Below are 15,637 nucleotides of genomic sequence, written 5' to 3'. Positions count from 1 at the left end.
CTGCGCGAGGGGTGCGGCGTGCTGTGGCCGACCGGAATCATGATCCCCGGCTGGTGTGTCAGGGTATGAACTGCGGCACCACGTCGGTGAGTGCATGGTCGAGGATTTCCAGGCCCAGGTCCAGCTCCGCGTGGCTGGAGGTGAGCGCTGGCGCGATGCGGAAGACGCCGCCCATGCCCGGCAGTTGCACCACGTTCATGTGCAGGCCCAGCTCCAGGCAGCGCCCTGTCACCGCGGCGCCCAGCGCGTCGGCCGGTCGTTTCGACTCCCGGTCGCTGACCAGCTCGAGCCCGACAAGCAGCCCGCGGCCGCGCACGTCGCCGACCACCGGGTGCCGTTGGCTGATCTCCTGAAGACCCTTCCGCAGGTACGAGCCCAGTTGCGCCGCCTGTTCGTCGAGCCGGTCGGCCTCCAGCACGTCCAGGACCGTGTTGCCGACCGCGGCCACCAGCGGGTCCGAGACGTGCGTGGTGAAGAAGAGGAAGCCGCGCTCGTGCGCTGTCTGCTCGATCTCCGGGCTGGTCACCACAGCGGCCAGCGGCAGGCCGGCGCCGAGCGTCTTGGACAGGGTCAGGATGTCCGGCACGACGCCGTCACGCTGGAACGCGTACCACTCTCCGGTGCGGCACAGACCGGTCTGCGCCTCGTCGAGGATCAACAGCCCGCCCCGCTCGTGCACCTTGTCGCGCAGCGCCACGAGGTATCCCGGCGGCAGGTCGATCACCCCGCCGGAGCTGAGGATCGGCTCGACGATGCACGCCGCCAGGCTGCCCACCGACTGGGCGTCGAACAGCTCGAACGCGAACTCCAACTGATGCCGCCAGTCCAGCTCGCCGCTGGGAAAGGTGAAGTCGGGCCGGTACGCGTTCGGCGTGGGGATCGCGAAGTTGCCGGGCGCCGCGGGCCCGTACCCCTTGCGCCCCGAGCTGTAGGTGGCGCTCGCCGCAGCCTGCGTCATCCCGTGCCAGGACCGGGCGAACGAGATTATTTCGTGCCGGCCGGTGACCAGCTTCGCCATCCGGATCGCCGCCTCGTTGGACTCCGCGCCGGTGGTGAGCAGCAGGACCTTGTCCAGCGGCGCGGGCAGCGAGCCGGCGAGGCGGCGTGCCAGCTCGACCACGGGCCGGCTCAGCATGCCACTGAACAGGTGGTCGAGAGTGGCTGCCTGCCGCTGGATCGTGGCTACGACGGCCGGGTGGGAGTGGCCGAGGATCGCGCTCATCTGCCCCGACGTGAAGTCGAGCAGGCGGCGGCCGTCGGCGGTGAAGACGAAACTGCCCTCGGCGCGGTCGATGATCTCCCGTACGAAGCTGCCCGCGCCGATGTAGCGGACCAGGTGACGATCGGCGTCGGACCAGAACGAATCAGCCATGGATCGACGCTAGGCAGCCCGGACAGGCACGTCCATCGCACATTTCCGCTGTCGCTGTTAAGCAAAGCCGTACAGTCGGCGGTCATGACGCTGAATCCGTGGCGGCTGCGCCTGCTCGCCGACCTGGCGACCTACGGCACCGTCCGGGCCGTTGCGCAGCGCGGCAACCTGAGCCCGTCGGCGGTGTCGCAGCAGCTGACCACGCTGGAACGGGAGACCCGGACCGCGCTGCTCGAACGCACCGGGCGGCGGGTGCGGCTCACTGCGGCCGGAATGTTGCTCGCCGGCCGGGCTCGGGAGATCCTCGCTGCCATGGACGCGGCCGAGGCGGAGCTGCGCCGCCTCGCCGACGAGCCGACCGGCACGGTGACCGTGGCCGCGTTCCAGAGTGCGGTGCAAGCCCTCGCCGAACCGGCGCTTGTCCGTCTCGCGGCCCGACACCCGGATGTGAGCGTGGTGTTGCTGGAGTTGGAGCCGCACGAGAGCATGCCGGCGTTGCGTCGCGGCGACGTCGACCTGATCATCACGACGGCCGACTTCGCCGGCGCCGAGCTCTCCCCGGAGATCCACCTGGTGCCGCTCGCCACCGACCCGATCGTGCTCGTGCTGCCCCCGGAGCATCCGCTGACCAGCGCCGAGTCGGTAGCCCTGGAGGCGTGCGCGCAGCAGCGCTGGACGTTCGACGTCGCCGGCTCGTACATGTCCGAGCTGTCCACCCGGCTGTGCCGGGAGGCCGGCTTCGAGCCCGTGGTGATCTGTCGGTTCAACAACTACATGCTGGCGCTGCAGCACGTGGAGAACGGCCGCTCGATCACCATGCTGCCGAAGCTGGCGGTGGACCCGCGATACCGGGTGGTGACCCGACCGCTTGACCCGCCGCTGACCCGGCGCATCACCGCCGGGGTCCGGCGACCGGCCGCGTCACGCCCCGAGGTGACGGCCGTGCTCAATGCCCTGAGAGCAGGTGACTGACCTCGGCCGGACCGTCGGTCGGCGTCGTCGACGGCGCTTGACCCTGTTGCCGGAACACGGTGTGGAATGCTCGCGTGATTTTGACTCTGCTCGATGACTTGGCGCGGGTAGCGGCCGGCACCACGGCGGAGCAGTACGCGTTGCCGACTCCGTGCGACGGGTTCGACGTGCGACGACTGCGGCAGCACCTCACTGGCGGACTGACCTACTTCGAGGCCGCCTTCGCCGACCCCGGCGCCGAGGAGCGAGGAGCGGATCCGCATGCCTACTCAGGGCCCGACCAGCTTGAAACCGTCCTCCCGCGGCTCTCGGCGACGTTGCGATTCGCGCTGGCGGCCGGGGTCGAGAAGACCATCGTGAACGTGCCCCACCTCGGTGGAGCGTTTCCCGGTGCCGTGGCTCTGGACATGCTGCTGATCGAGGTGATCACTCACGGCTGGGACATGGCCACCGCGGCGGGTCTGCCCTGGAATCCGGACGAGGCGACCTGCGAGCGGGCACTTGCCTTCTACCGGGCGACGCTCAAGCCCGAGTGGCGCGGCCCCGGCATGGCGTTCGGCCCGGAGTACGCGGTCTCGCCCGACGCCTCTCCGGTGGAACGGGTCGTCGCTTTCGCCGGCCGTGACCCTGGTTGGTCGCCGGCAACCCACCGGTAAGGGCCCGCCGATCCCGGTCGATGTGACGTCGAACAGCCGCTAGTCCAGCCGGCCCTGCCGCAGCAGCGACGCCGCGCCCGTCGGAACCACGTGCTGATGACCGTCGACCAGCCGGCTTGAGTACCGGATGCCGGCGCGGCCGGGACCGTGCGCAAAGGTGACCCTCTGCCCGGACACCGTCACGGAGTAACCTCCCGTGAGGTCGGCGCACAGCTGTTCCTCAGCCCACGGACCATCGAAACCCACCTGCGCAAGATCTTCCGCAAGCGTGGGATCACCACACGCCGCGAACTCAAAGAACTGCACCTCCCGTGATCGGGGCGGTGTGACCCCGCCGAAGACCGGTAACTCCTACCGACGAGGTTGGACAGCTGACGACGCCGCGCGTACGGGCCTGCTCGCCGACCGTACGAAGGGCCTCGGGCGGCAGGACGTAGGCGGAGTGCGGGCCGTACGCGTATTCGATGCGGTCGTCCGGTCCGAAGCGCAGCCCGTCTGCGTCAGCACCCCCATGCCGTACTCCTCGGTCACGGGCAGCGCCGGCGGCGCTCCTCAAGCCCGGCGTAGCGCGCCGGGCGCTGTCCGGCGCGAGACGGCAAGTTCGCACACTCCCTTGACCTTGTGGCGGCGACACGGTTTTCACTGGTGCGGCAAGTCGTGAATAGGGGAGTCAGATGCGAAAAACCTTGTCGGTCGTGCTCGTTTCGGCGGTCGCGGCGATGTCGCTGGTGTCGGTCCTGGGGGCTTCCCAAGCGACAGCGCAAAGCGGGTTGACGTGGGGTCCGTGCCCCGCCGACAGTGCGTTGCCCGGACTGGAATGCACGACGGTCCAGGTCCCCCTGGACTATCGGAAGCCGCAGGGGCGGCAGCTCGACGTTGCGGTCTCCCGCCTGCCGAGCAAGGACCCGTCGCAGCGCCGGGGCGTGTTGGTGACCAACCCGGGCGGTCCCGGCGCCGGGGGACTGATCTACCCGGGCCTGCTCGCCGGCAACCTGTCGCCGCAGCCGCTGCCGCGCAGCGTCCAGGACCAGTACGACGTGATCGGATTCGACCCGCGCGGTGTGGGCCACAGCTCGCCGGTGACCTGTGACGTGACGCCGGAGCAGATCGCGCGGCGCAGCCTTTGGTACCCGGCTGACGCGGCCGGTGTACGGAGGGACGCCGAGATCGCAAAGGCGATGGCCCGGCAGTGTGCGACATCAGAGACGGCCGCGCTGCTGCCCCACATCACCACCGCGAACACCGCACGGGACATGGACCGCATTCGGGAAGCGCTGGGCGAGCCGAAGATCTCTTACCTCGGTGTGTCGTACGGCACCTACCTCGGCGCAGTCTACACGACGATGTTCCCCCAGCGCAGTGACCGTTTCGTGCTCGACAGCAACCTCGGCCCCGGCGGTTACGACCTCACCGCCATGCGAAGGCTCGGCCGCGGCCTGGAGGACCGGTTCCCGGACTTCGCGAAGTTCGTCGCCACCAATCCCCAGTACGGGCTGGGCACGACGCCGAAGCAGGTGCGCGCGAAGTTCTTCGACCTCGCCGCGCGGCTGGAGAAGTCACCGGTGCAGGGCGTGGACGGTTCGTTGTTCCGGGGGATCACGTTCGACCACCTCTACAGCGACGTGAGCATGCCCACCCTGGCCGCGGTGTGGAAAGCGCTCGACACGAACCAGCCGATGCCGCCCGAGCCGCCGCCCGCGAATATCGACAACGCCGTCTCCGGCCGCCTGCATGTCATCTGCGGCGACTCGAAGTGGCCGAGTTCCGTCCGCGACTACCAGCGGGCCGTCGCGGTCCACCGGCTCAAGTACCCGTTGGTCGGTGCCGCCGCGGCCAATATCGGTCCGTGCGCGTTCTGGCCGTCCCCGGTCGAGCGGCCGGTGCGCATTGGTGACCGAGGGCCGTCGAACGTGCTGATGGTGCAGAACGTTCGCGACCCCGGGACCCCGCTGGTCGGCGCCCGCGAGCTCAGGAACGCGTTCGGGGACCGGGCACGGATGGTGACGGTGGACCAGGGTGGTCACGGCGCCTACTTGCTCTTCGCCAAGAACATGTGCGCCAACAACACGGTGACGGCCTTCCTCACCACCGGCCAGCGTCCGCGGCACGACGTCACGTGTGCGGCCGAGGCCGGCTGAAGGCTGAGGCGTGGCGGGTCAATCGGTGTCGATCAGGCACACCCGGCCGCCGGGACGCAGCACCCGCACCCATCTCGGCGATGGCGGCATCGGGATCGGTGACGTGTTGTAGCACGCGCTCGCACCGGACTCCGTCGAAATGTTCGTCCGGGTACGGCAATGCGAGCGCGTCTCCCTGGTCGTACCGCACTACCGTGACGTTCGCTCGCTCGCGGGCGAACGCCACGGCGGCCGCCGTTCATGGTGTGCCGGTGTGGCAAGCCTCTCCTGGCTCCTGTCTCAGTCGGTGACCTTGCTCCGGGACTGGTACAGCAGGTCCTGGTACTCGGGGTGCCGGGCGATCCACCCCGTGTAGAACGGGCAGATCGCCAGCACCCGCAGGTTCGCGGCGCGAGCCTCGTCAAGGGAGGCCCGGGCGAGCGCCGCCCCCACTCCCTTGCCTTCGTATTTCGGAGGAACCTCGGTGTGCACGAACGCGATGAGCTCCGCCGTGCGAATGTACTCCGCGATGCCCGCCAGCTCGGACTCTCCTTCTTGCCGGGCCTCGTACCGTTTGGCCTCGGGAACGTCTTTCACTTCGACTGCCATATGTCCTCCATCTGTCTACTTCGGGGTCGATGTCATCCGAGCCGCGGGCTGAGCTTGTGGCCCGCGTTCAGGGGGTTCTGCGAGGCCGGTGGTGACATCGACCTCGGCTTCGATTGTCATGTCCGGCTCGAACCGGCCTCAGCGGTCAGTGGTCCGGTACGCCGCGTGGTGAACCAGACGATCACCACGGTGGCCAGGACGACGGCGCTCGGGATGAGCGTGGCGGCGGTCGCGGCTCCGGCATCGCGGTCGGTCACGACGCTGTTCAAGTCGGACCGCATGACGATGGAGAAGACGAAGCCCAGCGTGTTCCACAGCGCGTGCAGGACAACCGCGATCTCAAGGCCGCCGGTACGCCAGGTGACGAGCCCCGTACCGATGGCGAGTACGACGTACCAGATATTCAGCCAGGCGTCGGTCGCCGCGTGGCTCACCGTGAAGGTCACCGCCATCACGATCAGGCCGAGGACGAGACCCGATCGGCTGCCCCGGGTCCAGCTTCCGGCGACCCGGAAGACGAGCCCGCGGAACCCGTACTCCTCGCCCGCGGCCTGCAGCGGGGTGAGCAGCAGGGTGGCGGCCAGCAGCCACAGCACATCGTGTCCGACCACACGCTGCGCGGCTCGGGCGCCAGGTAGTCGCTCACGACCAGGGCCGTGACCCAGACCGGAAGAAAGAGCAGCAAAGCGCGGCCGAACACGTCGAAGCGGAAGCGCGAGAACACCGAGTGGAGCGACGCCCCCGGTACGCCGTAGAGCCAGCGCTGAATGACCCTGCTCCACGGGAGAAGCAGCGCCAAGGAGAACATCGCGACCGCGTGCGTCAGCGGAGTGTAGGAGTCGTCGCTGCCACGGTCGTCCAGAGCGGCAGCGCCCACGGACAATACGCCGCTGACAACCAACAGGCCGCCGAGCAGGAGCACGATCGCGAGGATGCCGCGACCGACGCGGCGACGCTCCCCCGCGAGGACGCGGTGGTATTCGACGTTCCCCATGTGATGTCCCCTTCCGAACTGTGTGGACCATGAGAAACCGTGTGCTTGCGACACAGTCAAGATTGGTGAAGTCCGGCTGCCCACCGCCGGCAGACGGCGGGCCGGGACATGTACAACCCCCTGCGTCGTCCGTCGGCACTCGGTGTCATGCGACACCATGTCGCCGGAACACAGTCAAAGGCCTTGACCCTGTTCGGAGAACATGGTTTCTGCTGGGCCGGAGCCGCGACCTGTCCTGCCGGCCCGATGAAAGGAACTGAAGTGAAACCCACCATCGTCCTGGTGCACGGCGCGTTCGCCGAGTCCGCCAGCTGGGGTGGCGTCATCCAGCGCCTACTCGACGACGGCTACCCGGTCATCGCCGCGCCCAATCCGTTGCGCAGCCTGTCCGGGGACGCCGCCGTCGTCTCCAGCATCCTGAGCACGATCGACGGGCCGGTCGTGCTCGTCGGCCACTCGTACGGCGGGGCGGTCATCTCCAACGCCGCCGTCGGACACGACCATGTCAAGGCGCTCGTCTTCGTCGCCGCCTTCGCCCCCGAAGCCGGCGAGAGCATCGGCGCGTTGTCCGGCAAGTTCCCCGGCGGCACCCTGGGCGAGACTTTGCGGGAAGTTCCCCTGGCCGACGGAACGGTTGATCTCTACATCCAGCAGGATAAGTTCCATCAGCAGTTCAGCGCCGACGTCCCGGCCGAGCGGTCCGCCATCGACGCGGCCACTCAACGTCCCCTGAACACCACCGCTCTCAACGAGGGATCCGGCGACCCGGCGTGGACGAGTGTGCCGTCCTGGTTCGTCTACCCGGAGCTGGACCACAACATCCCGCTCGAGGCTCACCGCTTCATGGCCAAGCGGGCCGGCGCTCGCGCCGCCGTCGAACTCGCCGGCGCGTCGCACGCGATTCCCGCGTCGGAGCCGGTTGCGGTCGCCGAGATCATCCTCGATGCCACCCGATCGATCGGCTGAACCGTGGAGACAACGATCAACAACTTGTGGTGGCCCCGGCTGCGCGTGGCCGACTGGACCGAGACCCGCGACACCCTGCACATGTGGACCCAGATCGTCGGCAAGATCCGGATGGCGTACATGCCGTCGGTCAACCACTGGTGGCACGTCACGCTCTATCCCACGGCCCGCGGCCTGACCACCTCGGCCGTTCCGTACGAGCGGGGCGTCTTCGACATCGAGTTCGACTTCGTCGACGAGCTGCTGCGCGTGCGCACCAGCGACGGCGGCTCGCGCGATGTGGTTCTCGAGCCGAAGCCCGTCGCGACGTTCTACCGCGAGACGCTCGAGGCTTTGGCCGCGCTCGGCCTGAGGCCCGGCATCCACCCCGTGCCCAACGAGGTCGAGCTGGCGATCCCCTTCGCCGAGAACGACCGGAACTGCTCGTACGACGCGGAAGCCGCGCGACTCTTCTGGCGGCAGCTGCTACAGGCCGAGCGGGTGATGAGCCGCTTCCGTTCCGAGTTCGTGGGCAAGGCCAGCCCGGTGCACTTCTTCTGGGGTGCGATGGATCTGGCTTACACCCGCTTCTCCGGTCGGGTCGCCCCGCAACACCCGGGCGGCGTGCCCAACTGCCCGCCGTCGGTCATGCACGAGGGCTACTCGCACGAGCTGGCCAGCTTCGGTTTCTGGCCGGGTGGTGGTGAGGAGGGCGCCTTCTATGCGTACGCGTATCCGGAACCGCCGGGCTACCGAGAGCGTACGGAGGCGTACTACGACAAGACCCTGCAGGAGTGTGTGCTTCCGTACGAGAAGGTGGCCGAGTCGGCCGATCCCGACGCGGCACTCCTCGAGTTCCTCCGCGCAACCTACGGCGCCGCCGCCGACCTGGCCGCCTGGGACCGGTCGGCCGTGGAGGCGTGACCGTCGCGTCCCCTGGACGGGGGGTCAGGGGACGCGACGCCGGCCGCCGAACCTTGCCCGCCGCGACGAGGGCGCTGCTGTTGCTTCCGCCGCGTCGATCGTTTCACCGGTACCGCAGGCCTGCTGGGTGAGGACGACCCCGGCCGGCAGGACGCGTTGATGACAGTGCGAGAGCGGGACATGACAGCTCTCGCGGTGGCATGCGTACCGCGCCAGTATCGCGTCGCCGGGGCGATGACGAGTGCGCGCGCTCGACGGCCGTCAGGTGCCGCGGCACGCGTTGTCGCAGAACGGTCGCTTCGCTGATCGGCCGCAAGCGCACAGCGTCATCCGGTGCTTCGGGTGAGGTCGCGGGCCGGCGCTGGTCAGCGTCAGGTTGCCGTGCAGCAGGATCTGCCCGCGCTCGTTCGCGGTCACGACTGTGGGGTCGGGCGGTGTCTCCTCGACGCCCCCGTCGTGCCGGGTGTATTGCAGCGCGCCGCTGGGGCAGCGTTCCACGACGGCGGCCAGCGCGGCGGCGCCGGCGTTGTCGGGGGCGATCCAGGGCCGTGCGGAGACATCGAACACCTCCGGGAGCCCTCGCACGCACTCGGCGAAGTGCAGGCACCGGCCGCCGTCGAACGTGACCGTGATGTCGGATCCCGGGTACGACTTCAGGTTCGGCTCACTCATCGTGCTCGCCCAGAACAGCGCGGGAGCTCTGGCCACGACGGGTCAGATCCTGATACTCCGGGTGGATCTTGATGAACCTCGCGAAGAACGGGCACGCCGGCACCACCCGCAGGCCCCTTCCGCGTACGTCGTCGAGGGCCTGACGCGCGAGCCGGCTGCCCAACCCTCGACCCTCGTAGGCGATCGCCACCTCGGTGTGGATGAAGACGATCCGCTCCTTCTCGAGGTAGTAGACGGCGAAGCCCGCGAGATCGCCGTCCACCGCGATCTCGTAGCGATGCTGTGCGGGATTGTCGCGCACGTCGACCTTGTCGTTCATCGTGTCAGCCAACACCGTGTGGTTGGCACACGGTCAAGCACCACCGGTCGGTACGCGGGCGGGTCTTCAGAGGCGGTGTTCTTCGAGGTTCGTGGCGATCAAGGTCCGCCCACTCCGATTGACTGTGTCCCGAGGACACGGTTTTGAATGACCGGGTGTTCGACGAATGGCGGCGGCGCCGAGCCATCCAGCGCATCAAGGCCGGGGACGGGCGCGCGCTGAAGCGATTCCGTTGGTGGCAGTCGCTGTCCCGGTCCCTGTTCTACCTTCCCGCGGACGCCGGCGCGGGCCGGCCGGTGGAATACGCGGTCGACGTGAACCACATGAAGAGCAACGAGAACCTCGACACCGAAGCCCACCTGTATCGCGACGGCCGGCGCTTCGAGCGGGCGAGGCTCCCCGCGGTCTTCCCGATCGAGGGCGGCGCGATCGAGGTGAGGACGTCGGCCTTCGGCCTCCGGCGGTGCCACTTCGTCGCCGACGACGGCACCGAGCAGCAGCTCGTGCCGGATCCGCGCTCGGCCGAGGGGCGCCGTGCCCGGCTCGACCGTGAGCGTCCGTTGCTCAGCCGCTGGATCGGCGTGATCTCCCTCGTCCTGATCCTCGTGTCGCTGGTCCTCGGCCTTCCGCAGACCGTCGAGTCGATCTCCCGGTTCCCGCCGCTGGCCGAGCGGTTCGGTGTTCTCGAGTCGCCGATCGACGCGTCGGCCTGGCTCAACATCGCGCTCGCGGTCAGCGCGACGGTGGGCAGCACCGAGCGTGCTCTGCGCCTGCGGTACAACCGATGGCTGGACGCGGTGGCGGACTGACGGCGGATCGGCCTTCCGTCCGCAACTGCTGGCGGGCCAGCTCTTTGGCGCGGTGGATGACGTCGAACTGGGCCTCGTTGTGGAGTTCCCGCAACGCGTCGACGAACGTCTGCCGCGTCACGGATCTCCCCGACGACACGTGCGCCATCGCGTCGTTGTCCATCCACGGAAAATCGCGGAGGGTACGGACCAGGGACGGCGCGTACTTCTCGGCGAGGTTCTGCCGCGTCGCCTCGTCGGCGTCAGCGGGCAGCGCGTCGAAGTCGGCGCTGACGTCGTCGTCGTTGTTGTTCTCCACCGCGTGCCGCACGTCGGCCAGGGCCTGGTCGTCGAAGAACTGCGTGTATATGTGGATAAGCGAGCGATCGGCCTCGGACAGGCGGGCAGCGACGGGCTCGAAGCCCGGTGGCGTGTCAGGCGGCGCGTTCTCGCTCAGGATGGCCGCGATGCTCTGCCGGGCGTTCTCCAGCCGTTCGATGGCGGCCGCGTGGTCGACGTCGATCTGCTGGAGCGCCTGGGGGGAGCCCGCGCTCGGCTCTTTGATCCGGGACAGTGGCACGCCCAGCTCGACCAGCCGGCGGATGTGCAGCAAGCGTACGAGATGCAGTATTTCGTACTGTTTGTAACCGTTGTCGCGGCGATCGGGCTCCTCGAGCAGGCCCAGACGATGGTAATGCCGGATCGTGTTCACCGTGGTGCCCGCGAGTGTCGCGAGTTCGCTCGTGCTCCACGCCACGTCGATCCCCTTCCCGGCCCATCGGGTGCGGACCTCGGCCGCAGGCGACAAATAGCGGGCGGTACTCAAGAAAGCTCGAGGTTAACAGCTGATCGCCGGCCGGCCTGAGCGTTCCCCGTCACCATCGTGGGTCGTCGGGCCTGGCTCCGCGATGTTCATGACCGTGTGGCCAGCACACGGTTTCTGCTGGGGGACACCACCGGCATCGGCGCAGTCCTGCTCGCCGGAGTCGTCGGGCCTGCACGTCGTGCCGGTGCTGCGCAAGGAGTTCGCCGCCCGCAGACCGGCGCACGTGCCGGACGCCCCGACGCACGAGTCCCTGAAGAAGGCTGCGGCCACGGCGACGGGCACCGACTGACACCGCCCGAGGTCCACCCGTGAACCGCCACGCCGATTCACGACGACCTGGGTCCTCTGGCAATCCGTCCGGGTACAGAAAATCCACGCTCATGTGATCTTCCTCGGTCGGGCCGGAGACTGCTCCCAGCGCAAACCGTGTTCCACGACCACAGTCAGGGCGATAGCGCCGGACGGGCGCGGCGGGCCGACCGCTTGACCCGGTTCCTGGAACAGGGTGTCGCATACGGGAAGACATTCATGAAAGGAACCGGCATGACACTGGAAGCTGCGATCCGTTCCGACGACGCGGCGGCGGTGGCGGAATTGCTCGAGTCGGGCGCAGACCCGCACCGCCGCGGCGCCGGTGGCCGCACACCCCTGATGGTCGCCTCCGGTCTCGGCCGACAACGCCTGGTGGAGCTGTTGCTGGAGGCCGGCGCGGACGTGTTGATGGTCGAGCCGCGCATGGGCGCCACGGCGTTGCACAAGGCGGCACAGGCCGGTGCCGACGGCGTGATCGGCCTGCTCCTCGACCATGGCGCCTTCGTCGACCAGCAGTCGCCCCGGCTCGGTCACACGCCGCTGATGGACGCGGTGCAGTACAAGCACGAGGCGGCGGTCCGGCTGCTACTGGCCCGCGGAGCCCGTACCTCGGTGCGGAACCACTGGCAGGAGACGGCGCTCGACCTGGCGGTGCGCGACGGCTCGGAGGCAATCGCCGCTCTCCTGCACGCGCGGACCGCGGCCGACGCCGACCGGATCCGGTCGCTGCAGCTGACGGCGGCGGTCAAGGCCGGCGACCTTGCCGCAGTGAAACGGCTCATCGGGGCCGGTGCGGACCTCGACGAACGAATGCCGGCCGTCGGCGATCACGATGACGACTACACGCCGCTCGGGATCGCCGCGCGCGACGGGCACATCGGCATGGTCCGCGTGCTGCGTGAGGCAGGTGCGGATCCGCGCCGGCCCAACGGGCTGATGGGCGCGACGCCGGGCCATGAGGCCGCCTTCGCCGGGCACGCCGACGTCGTCCGGACTCTGACGACGCGTGGCCCCAGCGGTACGGCGACGCTCGAGATCGACGCGCAGGGCGCCTACAACGGCTTCACCGCCTTGCACGACGCGGTGTGGCACGGGCACCGGGAGGCAGCACAGGCCCTGGTCGAGGCGGGCGCCCGCCTCGACCTCACCTCGCACACCGGTCACACACCCCGGCAGCTTGCGGTCCTCTACGGCTACGACGATCTCGCGGCGTATCTGGCCGAGGCCGAGAGCGAAGCCGTACGGCCATCCCCCTTTGCCTTCCCCGAGGCCGCGCTCGACGATCTGCGCGAGCGGCTTCTGCGTACGCGATGGCCCGATCCCGAACCGGTGGAGGACTGGAGCCAGGGCGTGCCGCTGCGCAGGCTTCGAGCGTTGTGCGAGTACTGGCGGGACGGCTACGACTGGCGGGCCTGCGAGGCCCGGCTGAACGCGCTCAGTCCGTCGACGACGCGCATTGACGGACTCGACATCCACTTCCTGCACCTGCGGTCGCCCGAACCGGAGGCGATGCCGCTCGTGATGACCCACGGCTGGCCCGGTTCGGTCATCGAGTTCCTGAAGGTGGCACCGATGCTGGCCGACCCGCGGGCCCACGGCGGCGACCCCCGGGACGCGTTCCACGTCGTCCTGCCCACGATGCCCGGCTTCGGACTGTCCGGCAAGCCGACCGGGACCGGGTGGGGGCCCGATCGGGTCGCGGAGGCCTGGGTCGAGCTGATGCGGCGGCTGGGCTACGACAGCTTCGGCGCGCAGGGCGGTGACTGGGGGCACGCGGTCACGACCGCGCTGGGCGCCATCGGCGAGCCCACCGTGCGAGCCATCCACTCCAACATGTTTCCCACGTACGGCACCGAGGAGGTCACCGACGAGCAGGAGGAGCGCGCGCTGCAACGGTGGCGCGACTTCCAGGCCAACGAGTCGGGCTACCAGCACGAGCAGATCCAGAGCCCTCAGACGATCGGGTACGCGCTCACCGACTCGCCGGTGGGGCAGGCGGCCTGGCTCTACGAGAAGTACGAGCAGTGGACCGACTACGACGGCGATCCGGAGAACCTGCTCAGTCGCGACGAGATGCTGGACAACATCACCTTGTACTGGCTGACCGGCACCGCCGCCTCCTCGGCTCGCATCTACTGGGAGAGCTTCCGCACCTACCGCGACCCGAAGGTCGAGGTGCCGGTCGGCGTCAGCCTCTTTCCCCGCGACATCTATCTCGCCAGCCGCCGCTGGGTGGAGCAGCGTTACCCGAACCTCGTGCACTACAACGAGCTGCCCAAGGGCGGGCACTTCGCCGCCTGGGAACAACCCGAGCTGCTGGCCGCGGAGGTGCGTGCCAGCTTCCGTCACGTACGCCAGAGCTAAGCATCGCAAAGGACCGACGTTTCGTGAACTCGACGCCAACCATCGCTCCCCCCGACAGCACCACCCGTCCCTTCGGTACACACATCCGGATGGAATGGTGGAAGTCGGTGATCGTCATCGCCGCGATACCCCTGACGTTGCTCCTGCTTCAGATCGTGCTCTACCAGCTGGCCAGTTCGATCGAGGGGAGCGACCCTTCCGAGCCGACGCTCACCCCGCTCAAGCTGCTGGCGGCCAATCTCAGCACCGGTCTGACCGCGCTGCTCGCCGTGGTGCTCGTTTCCCGGTTCGGGAAAGTGCCGTGGCGCACGATTTTCAGCTCGCCACGGCACTTCGACAAGCGGCGCCTGGCGCTCTACTTCGGCGGTTCCGTCGTGCTCGTCGGGGCCGGCCTCGCCGTCGGGGCGACAGTTGCGCCCGACGCCATGAACTGGGTGGGTTTCGGTTTCACCGGCACCACCATGGCGCTGCTGGTCGTCGTGGTCGTCTCCACACCGATCCAGTCGGCCGGCGAGGAGATCATGTTCCGGGGCGCGATGCTCCCGGCGGCAGCATCGTGGTTCCGCGCCGTACGGCTGGCGTTCCTCACCGGACTCGTGGTCTCCAGCCTCGCGTTCGCCCTCACGCACGCGGCCGGCGACCCTTGGCTGAACGGCTACTACCTGTTCCTGTCGGCCTGCACCGCCCTTTTGGGCTTGGTCAGCCGTGGACTCGAGGCCGCGATGGCATTTCACGTCGCGAACAACCTGGTGGCAACAACAATCAACGCCCTCATGGCCGGAGGCGACGCCATCGTCGTCGACCGCACCGAGGGCGCAGGCGGCGGTCCCGCCCTGATCATCCTGGCCGTCGTCAACCTGGCAGTGCTCACGTTCGTCTGGCTTCGCGAACGGTCGCGTCGCACCGGTCCGGAGCGAGGGGTGTAGCTCGTTCACTGCTTGGCCGGGACGGCCGCCGCCAGTATCACGTTGTTGACGATGCTCGCGGCGGAAGCGGGCAGGGCCGGCGCCGGAGAGCGGCTTCAGCCGTTACTGGTTCTGCGGCGGAAGAACAGCCGCAGCGACGATCACGTTGCTGACGATGGTCGCGGTGATGGTGCGGGCGACCGCTTCGGCAGCAGCCTCGGCTCCCCAGTTGCCCTGCTCGAGCTTCTGCGCGCGGGTGATGACCGAAGAGGTCCAGGGGATCTCGGGATCGAACTGCGGGAGCGTACGACTTCCCGACAGCAACGCCGCGAGCGCGACGACCCGGGGTTGTGGCTCCACACCGTCGACCAGCACCGCCCGCACGTCGGAGAGCAGACCGGCCCGCCGGCCGGATCCGCCGTCCTCGAGGACCTTCATGTCGAACAGACCGAGCGCCTTGTGGATGGACTCGCGGATGTCGCCGCGGATGATGAGCCGGTCGAGCAACGGGCTCCGCAGGGTTGGCCCGATCGCGGCGAGTGTGGCCTGTACACCGCGAGGCTTCACGGCAACGTAGTCCCACGCCGATCGCAGGATGTCGTCCGCGGGGGGACGGTCCGCGACGGCCTCCACCCGGGTCGATCCGCCCCAGCCGGGGATGGTCCGCACATGTCCGCCGAGGCCGAGATCGGCGAGCACCGCACCCCCGAGAACGTGGAAGAGCGTGTTCTCGCCGGCGATGACACCGGTGCCCCGCATCCCCGCGTTCGGCTGGAACAGAAGCAACAGGAGGTCTTCGCCCAGGGTGGCGGGCCCGAGCTGAGCCATGGCGCCTTCCTTTCGATTCGGGATGCTGTGCACG

General features: G+C 68.8%; 17 protein-coding genes and 1 pseudogene. 10 read left to right on the top strand and 8 right to left on the bottom strand.

The window, feature by feature from the left end:
- Positions 1 to 58 precede the first annotated feature (58 nt).
- A complete protein-coding gene (locus ACGFIQ_RS29565) occupies positions 59 to 1,372 on the bottom strand; it encodes an aspartate aminotransferase family protein (protein WP_393248768.1) in 1,314 nt (437 codons plus the stop codon).
- Positions 1,373 to 1,456: 84 nt separating this feature from the next.
- Between ACGFIQ_RS29565 and ACGFIQ_RS29560 the strand changes: the two genes are divergently transcribed.
- The 4 genes from ACGFIQ_RS29560 (at position 1,457) to ACGFIQ_RS29545 (ending at position 5,138) form a co-directional block, all read left to right on the top strand.
- Positions 1,457 to 2,344, top strand: a complete 888-nt coding sequence (locus tag ACGFIQ_RS29560) for a LysR family transcriptional regulator (RefSeq protein WP_393248767.1) — start codon at positions 1,457 to 1,459, stop codon at positions 2,342 to 2,344.
- Between the two features lie 74 nt (positions 2,345 to 2,418).
- Complete coding sequence (locus tag ACGFIQ_RS29555) at positions 2,419 to 3,000, top strand: TIGR03086 family metal-binding protein (protein WP_393248766.1); 582 nt, start codon at positions 2,419 to 2,421, stop codon at positions 2,998 to 3,000.
- 147 nt (positions 3,001 to 3,147) lie between these two features.
- Complete coding sequence (locus ACGFIQ_RS29550) at positions 3,148 to 3,315, top strand: helix-turn-helix transcriptional regulator (protein ID WP_393248765.1); 168 nt, start codon at positions 3,148 to 3,150, stop codon at positions 3,313 to 3,315.
- A 380-nt stretch (positions 3,316 to 3,695) separates the two neighbouring features.
- Positions 3,696 to 5,138: an alpha/beta hydrolase gene (locus tag ACGFIQ_RS29545; protein WP_393248781.1), complete on the top strand. Its 1,443-nt coding sequence runs from the start codon at positions 3,696 to 3,698 to the stop codon at positions 5,136 to 5,138.
- Here ACGFIQ_RS29545 and ACGFIQ_RS29540 read toward each other — a convergent pair.
- From ACGFIQ_RS29540 to ACGFIQ_RS29530, 3 genes are all read right to left on the bottom strand, one after another.
- Positions 5,113 to 5,328, bottom strand: a complete 216-nt coding sequence (locus tag ACGFIQ_RS29540) for a methyltransferase domain-containing protein (protein ID WP_393248780.1) — start codon at positions 5,326 to 5,328, stop codon at positions 5,113 to 5,115. The two genes, ACGFIQ_RS29545 and ACGFIQ_RS29540, sit on opposite strands and share 26 nt — an antisense overlap.
- 89 nt (positions 5,329 to 5,417) lie before the next feature.
- Positions 5,418 to 5,726, bottom strand: a complete 309-nt coding sequence (locus ACGFIQ_RS29535) for a GNAT family N-acetyltransferase (RefSeq protein ID WP_393248764.1) — start codon at positions 5,724 to 5,726, stop codon at positions 5,418 to 5,420.
- 116 nt (positions 5,727 to 5,842) lie between these two features.
- Positions 5,843 to 6,337 (bottom strand): CPBP family intramembrane glutamic endopeptidase, encoded by a 495-nt coding sequence (locus ACGFIQ_RS29530; protein WP_393248763.1) that lies wholly within the window; start codon positions 6,335 to 6,337, stop codon positions 5,843 to 5,845.
- A gap of 644 nt (positions 6,338 to 6,981) precedes the next feature.
- Here ACGFIQ_RS29530 and ACGFIQ_RS29525 point away from each other — a divergent pair.
- Entirely contained in the window at positions 6,982 to 7,686 is a 705-nt protein-coding gene (locus tag ACGFIQ_RS29525; protein ID WP_393248762.1) for an alpha/beta fold hydrolase, read from the top strand.
- Between the two features lie 3 nt (positions 7,687 to 7,689).
- Positions 7,690 to 8,589 (top strand): DUF5996 family protein, encoded by a 900-nt coding sequence (locus ACGFIQ_RS29520; protein ID WP_393248761.1) that lies wholly within the window; start codon positions 7,690 to 7,692, stop codon positions 8,587 to 8,589.
- 261 nt (positions 8,590 to 8,850) lie between these two features.
- On the opposite strand, the gene ACGFIQ_RS29515 is transcribed toward ACGFIQ_RS29520, so the two are convergent.
- The gene (locus tag ACGFIQ_RS29515) at positions 8,851 to 9,297 is read right to left on the bottom strand and encodes a (4Fe-4S)-binding protein (protein ID WP_393248760.1); all 447 of its coding nucleotides are present in this window, start codon (positions 9,295 to 9,297) and stop codon (positions 8,851 to 8,853) included.
- Complete coding sequence (locus ACGFIQ_RS29510; protein WP_393248759.1) at positions 9,254 to 9,580, bottom strand: GNAT family N-acetyltransferase; 327 nt, start codon at positions 9,578 to 9,580, stop codon at positions 9,254 to 9,256. Before ACGFIQ_RS29510 ends, ACGFIQ_RS29515 begins: the two co-directional genes overlap by 44 nt.
- Before the next feature lie 155 nt (positions 9,581 to 9,735).
- Between ACGFIQ_RS29510 and ACGFIQ_RS29505 the strand changes: the two genes are divergently transcribed.
- Positions 9,736 to 10,389 (top strand): hypothetical protein, encoded by a 654-nt coding sequence (locus ACGFIQ_RS29505; RefSeq protein ID WP_393248758.1) that lies wholly within the window; start codon positions 9,736 to 9,738, stop codon positions 10,387 to 10,389.
- Here the strand turns inward: ACGFIQ_RS29505 and ACGFIQ_RS29500 are convergent.
- On the bottom strand, positions 10,313 to 11,194 hold the full coding sequence (locus tag ACGFIQ_RS29500) for a MerR family transcriptional regulator (RefSeq protein WP_393248757.1): 882 nt from the start codon (positions 11,192 to 11,194) through the stop codon (positions 10,313 to 10,315). The two genes, ACGFIQ_RS29505 and ACGFIQ_RS29500, sit on opposite strands and share 77 nt — an antisense overlap.
- Positions 11,195 to 11,360: 166 nt before the next feature.
- Here ACGFIQ_RS29500 and ACGFIQ_RS29495 point away from each other — a divergent pair.
- The 3 genes and pseudogenes from ACGFIQ_RS29495 to ACGFIQ_RS29485 all read left to right on the top strand — a co-directional run.
- Positions 11,361 to 11,483, top strand: a pseudogene (locus ACGFIQ_RS29495) (5,10-methylene tetrahydromethanopterin reductase); the annotation flags it as partial.
- A 254-nt stretch (positions 11,484 to 11,737) separates the two neighbouring features.
- Complete coding sequence (locus ACGFIQ_RS29490) at positions 11,738 to 13,870, top strand: alpha/beta fold hydrolase (protein WP_393248756.1); 2,133 nt, start codon at positions 11,738 to 11,740, stop codon at positions 13,868 to 13,870.
- Positions 13,871 to 13,977: 107 nt separating this feature from the next.
- On the top strand, positions 13,978 to 14,796 hold the full coding sequence (locus ACGFIQ_RS29485; protein WP_393248755.1) for a CPBP family intramembrane glutamic endopeptidase: 819 nt from the start codon (positions 13,978 to 13,980) through the stop codon (positions 14,794 to 14,796).
- Between the two features lie 102 nt (positions 14,797 to 14,898).
- Here ACGFIQ_RS29485 and ACGFIQ_RS29480 read toward each other — a convergent pair whose 3' ends face one another.
- The gene (locus ACGFIQ_RS29480) at positions 14,899 to 15,636 is read right to left on the bottom strand and encodes a GPP34 family phosphoprotein (protein WP_393248754.1); all 738 of its coding nucleotides are present in this window, start codon (positions 15,634 to 15,636) and stop codon (positions 14,899 to 14,901) included.
- Position 15,637: the final 1 nt, after the last annotated feature.

It is taken from the genome of Micromonospora sp. NPDC048898, assembly GCF_043198035.1.
GTDB lineage: Bacteria > Actinomycetota > Actinomycetes > Mycobacteriales > Micromonosporaceae > Micromonospora.
This window is presented reverse-complemented; position numbering and strand designations above follow the sequence as displayed.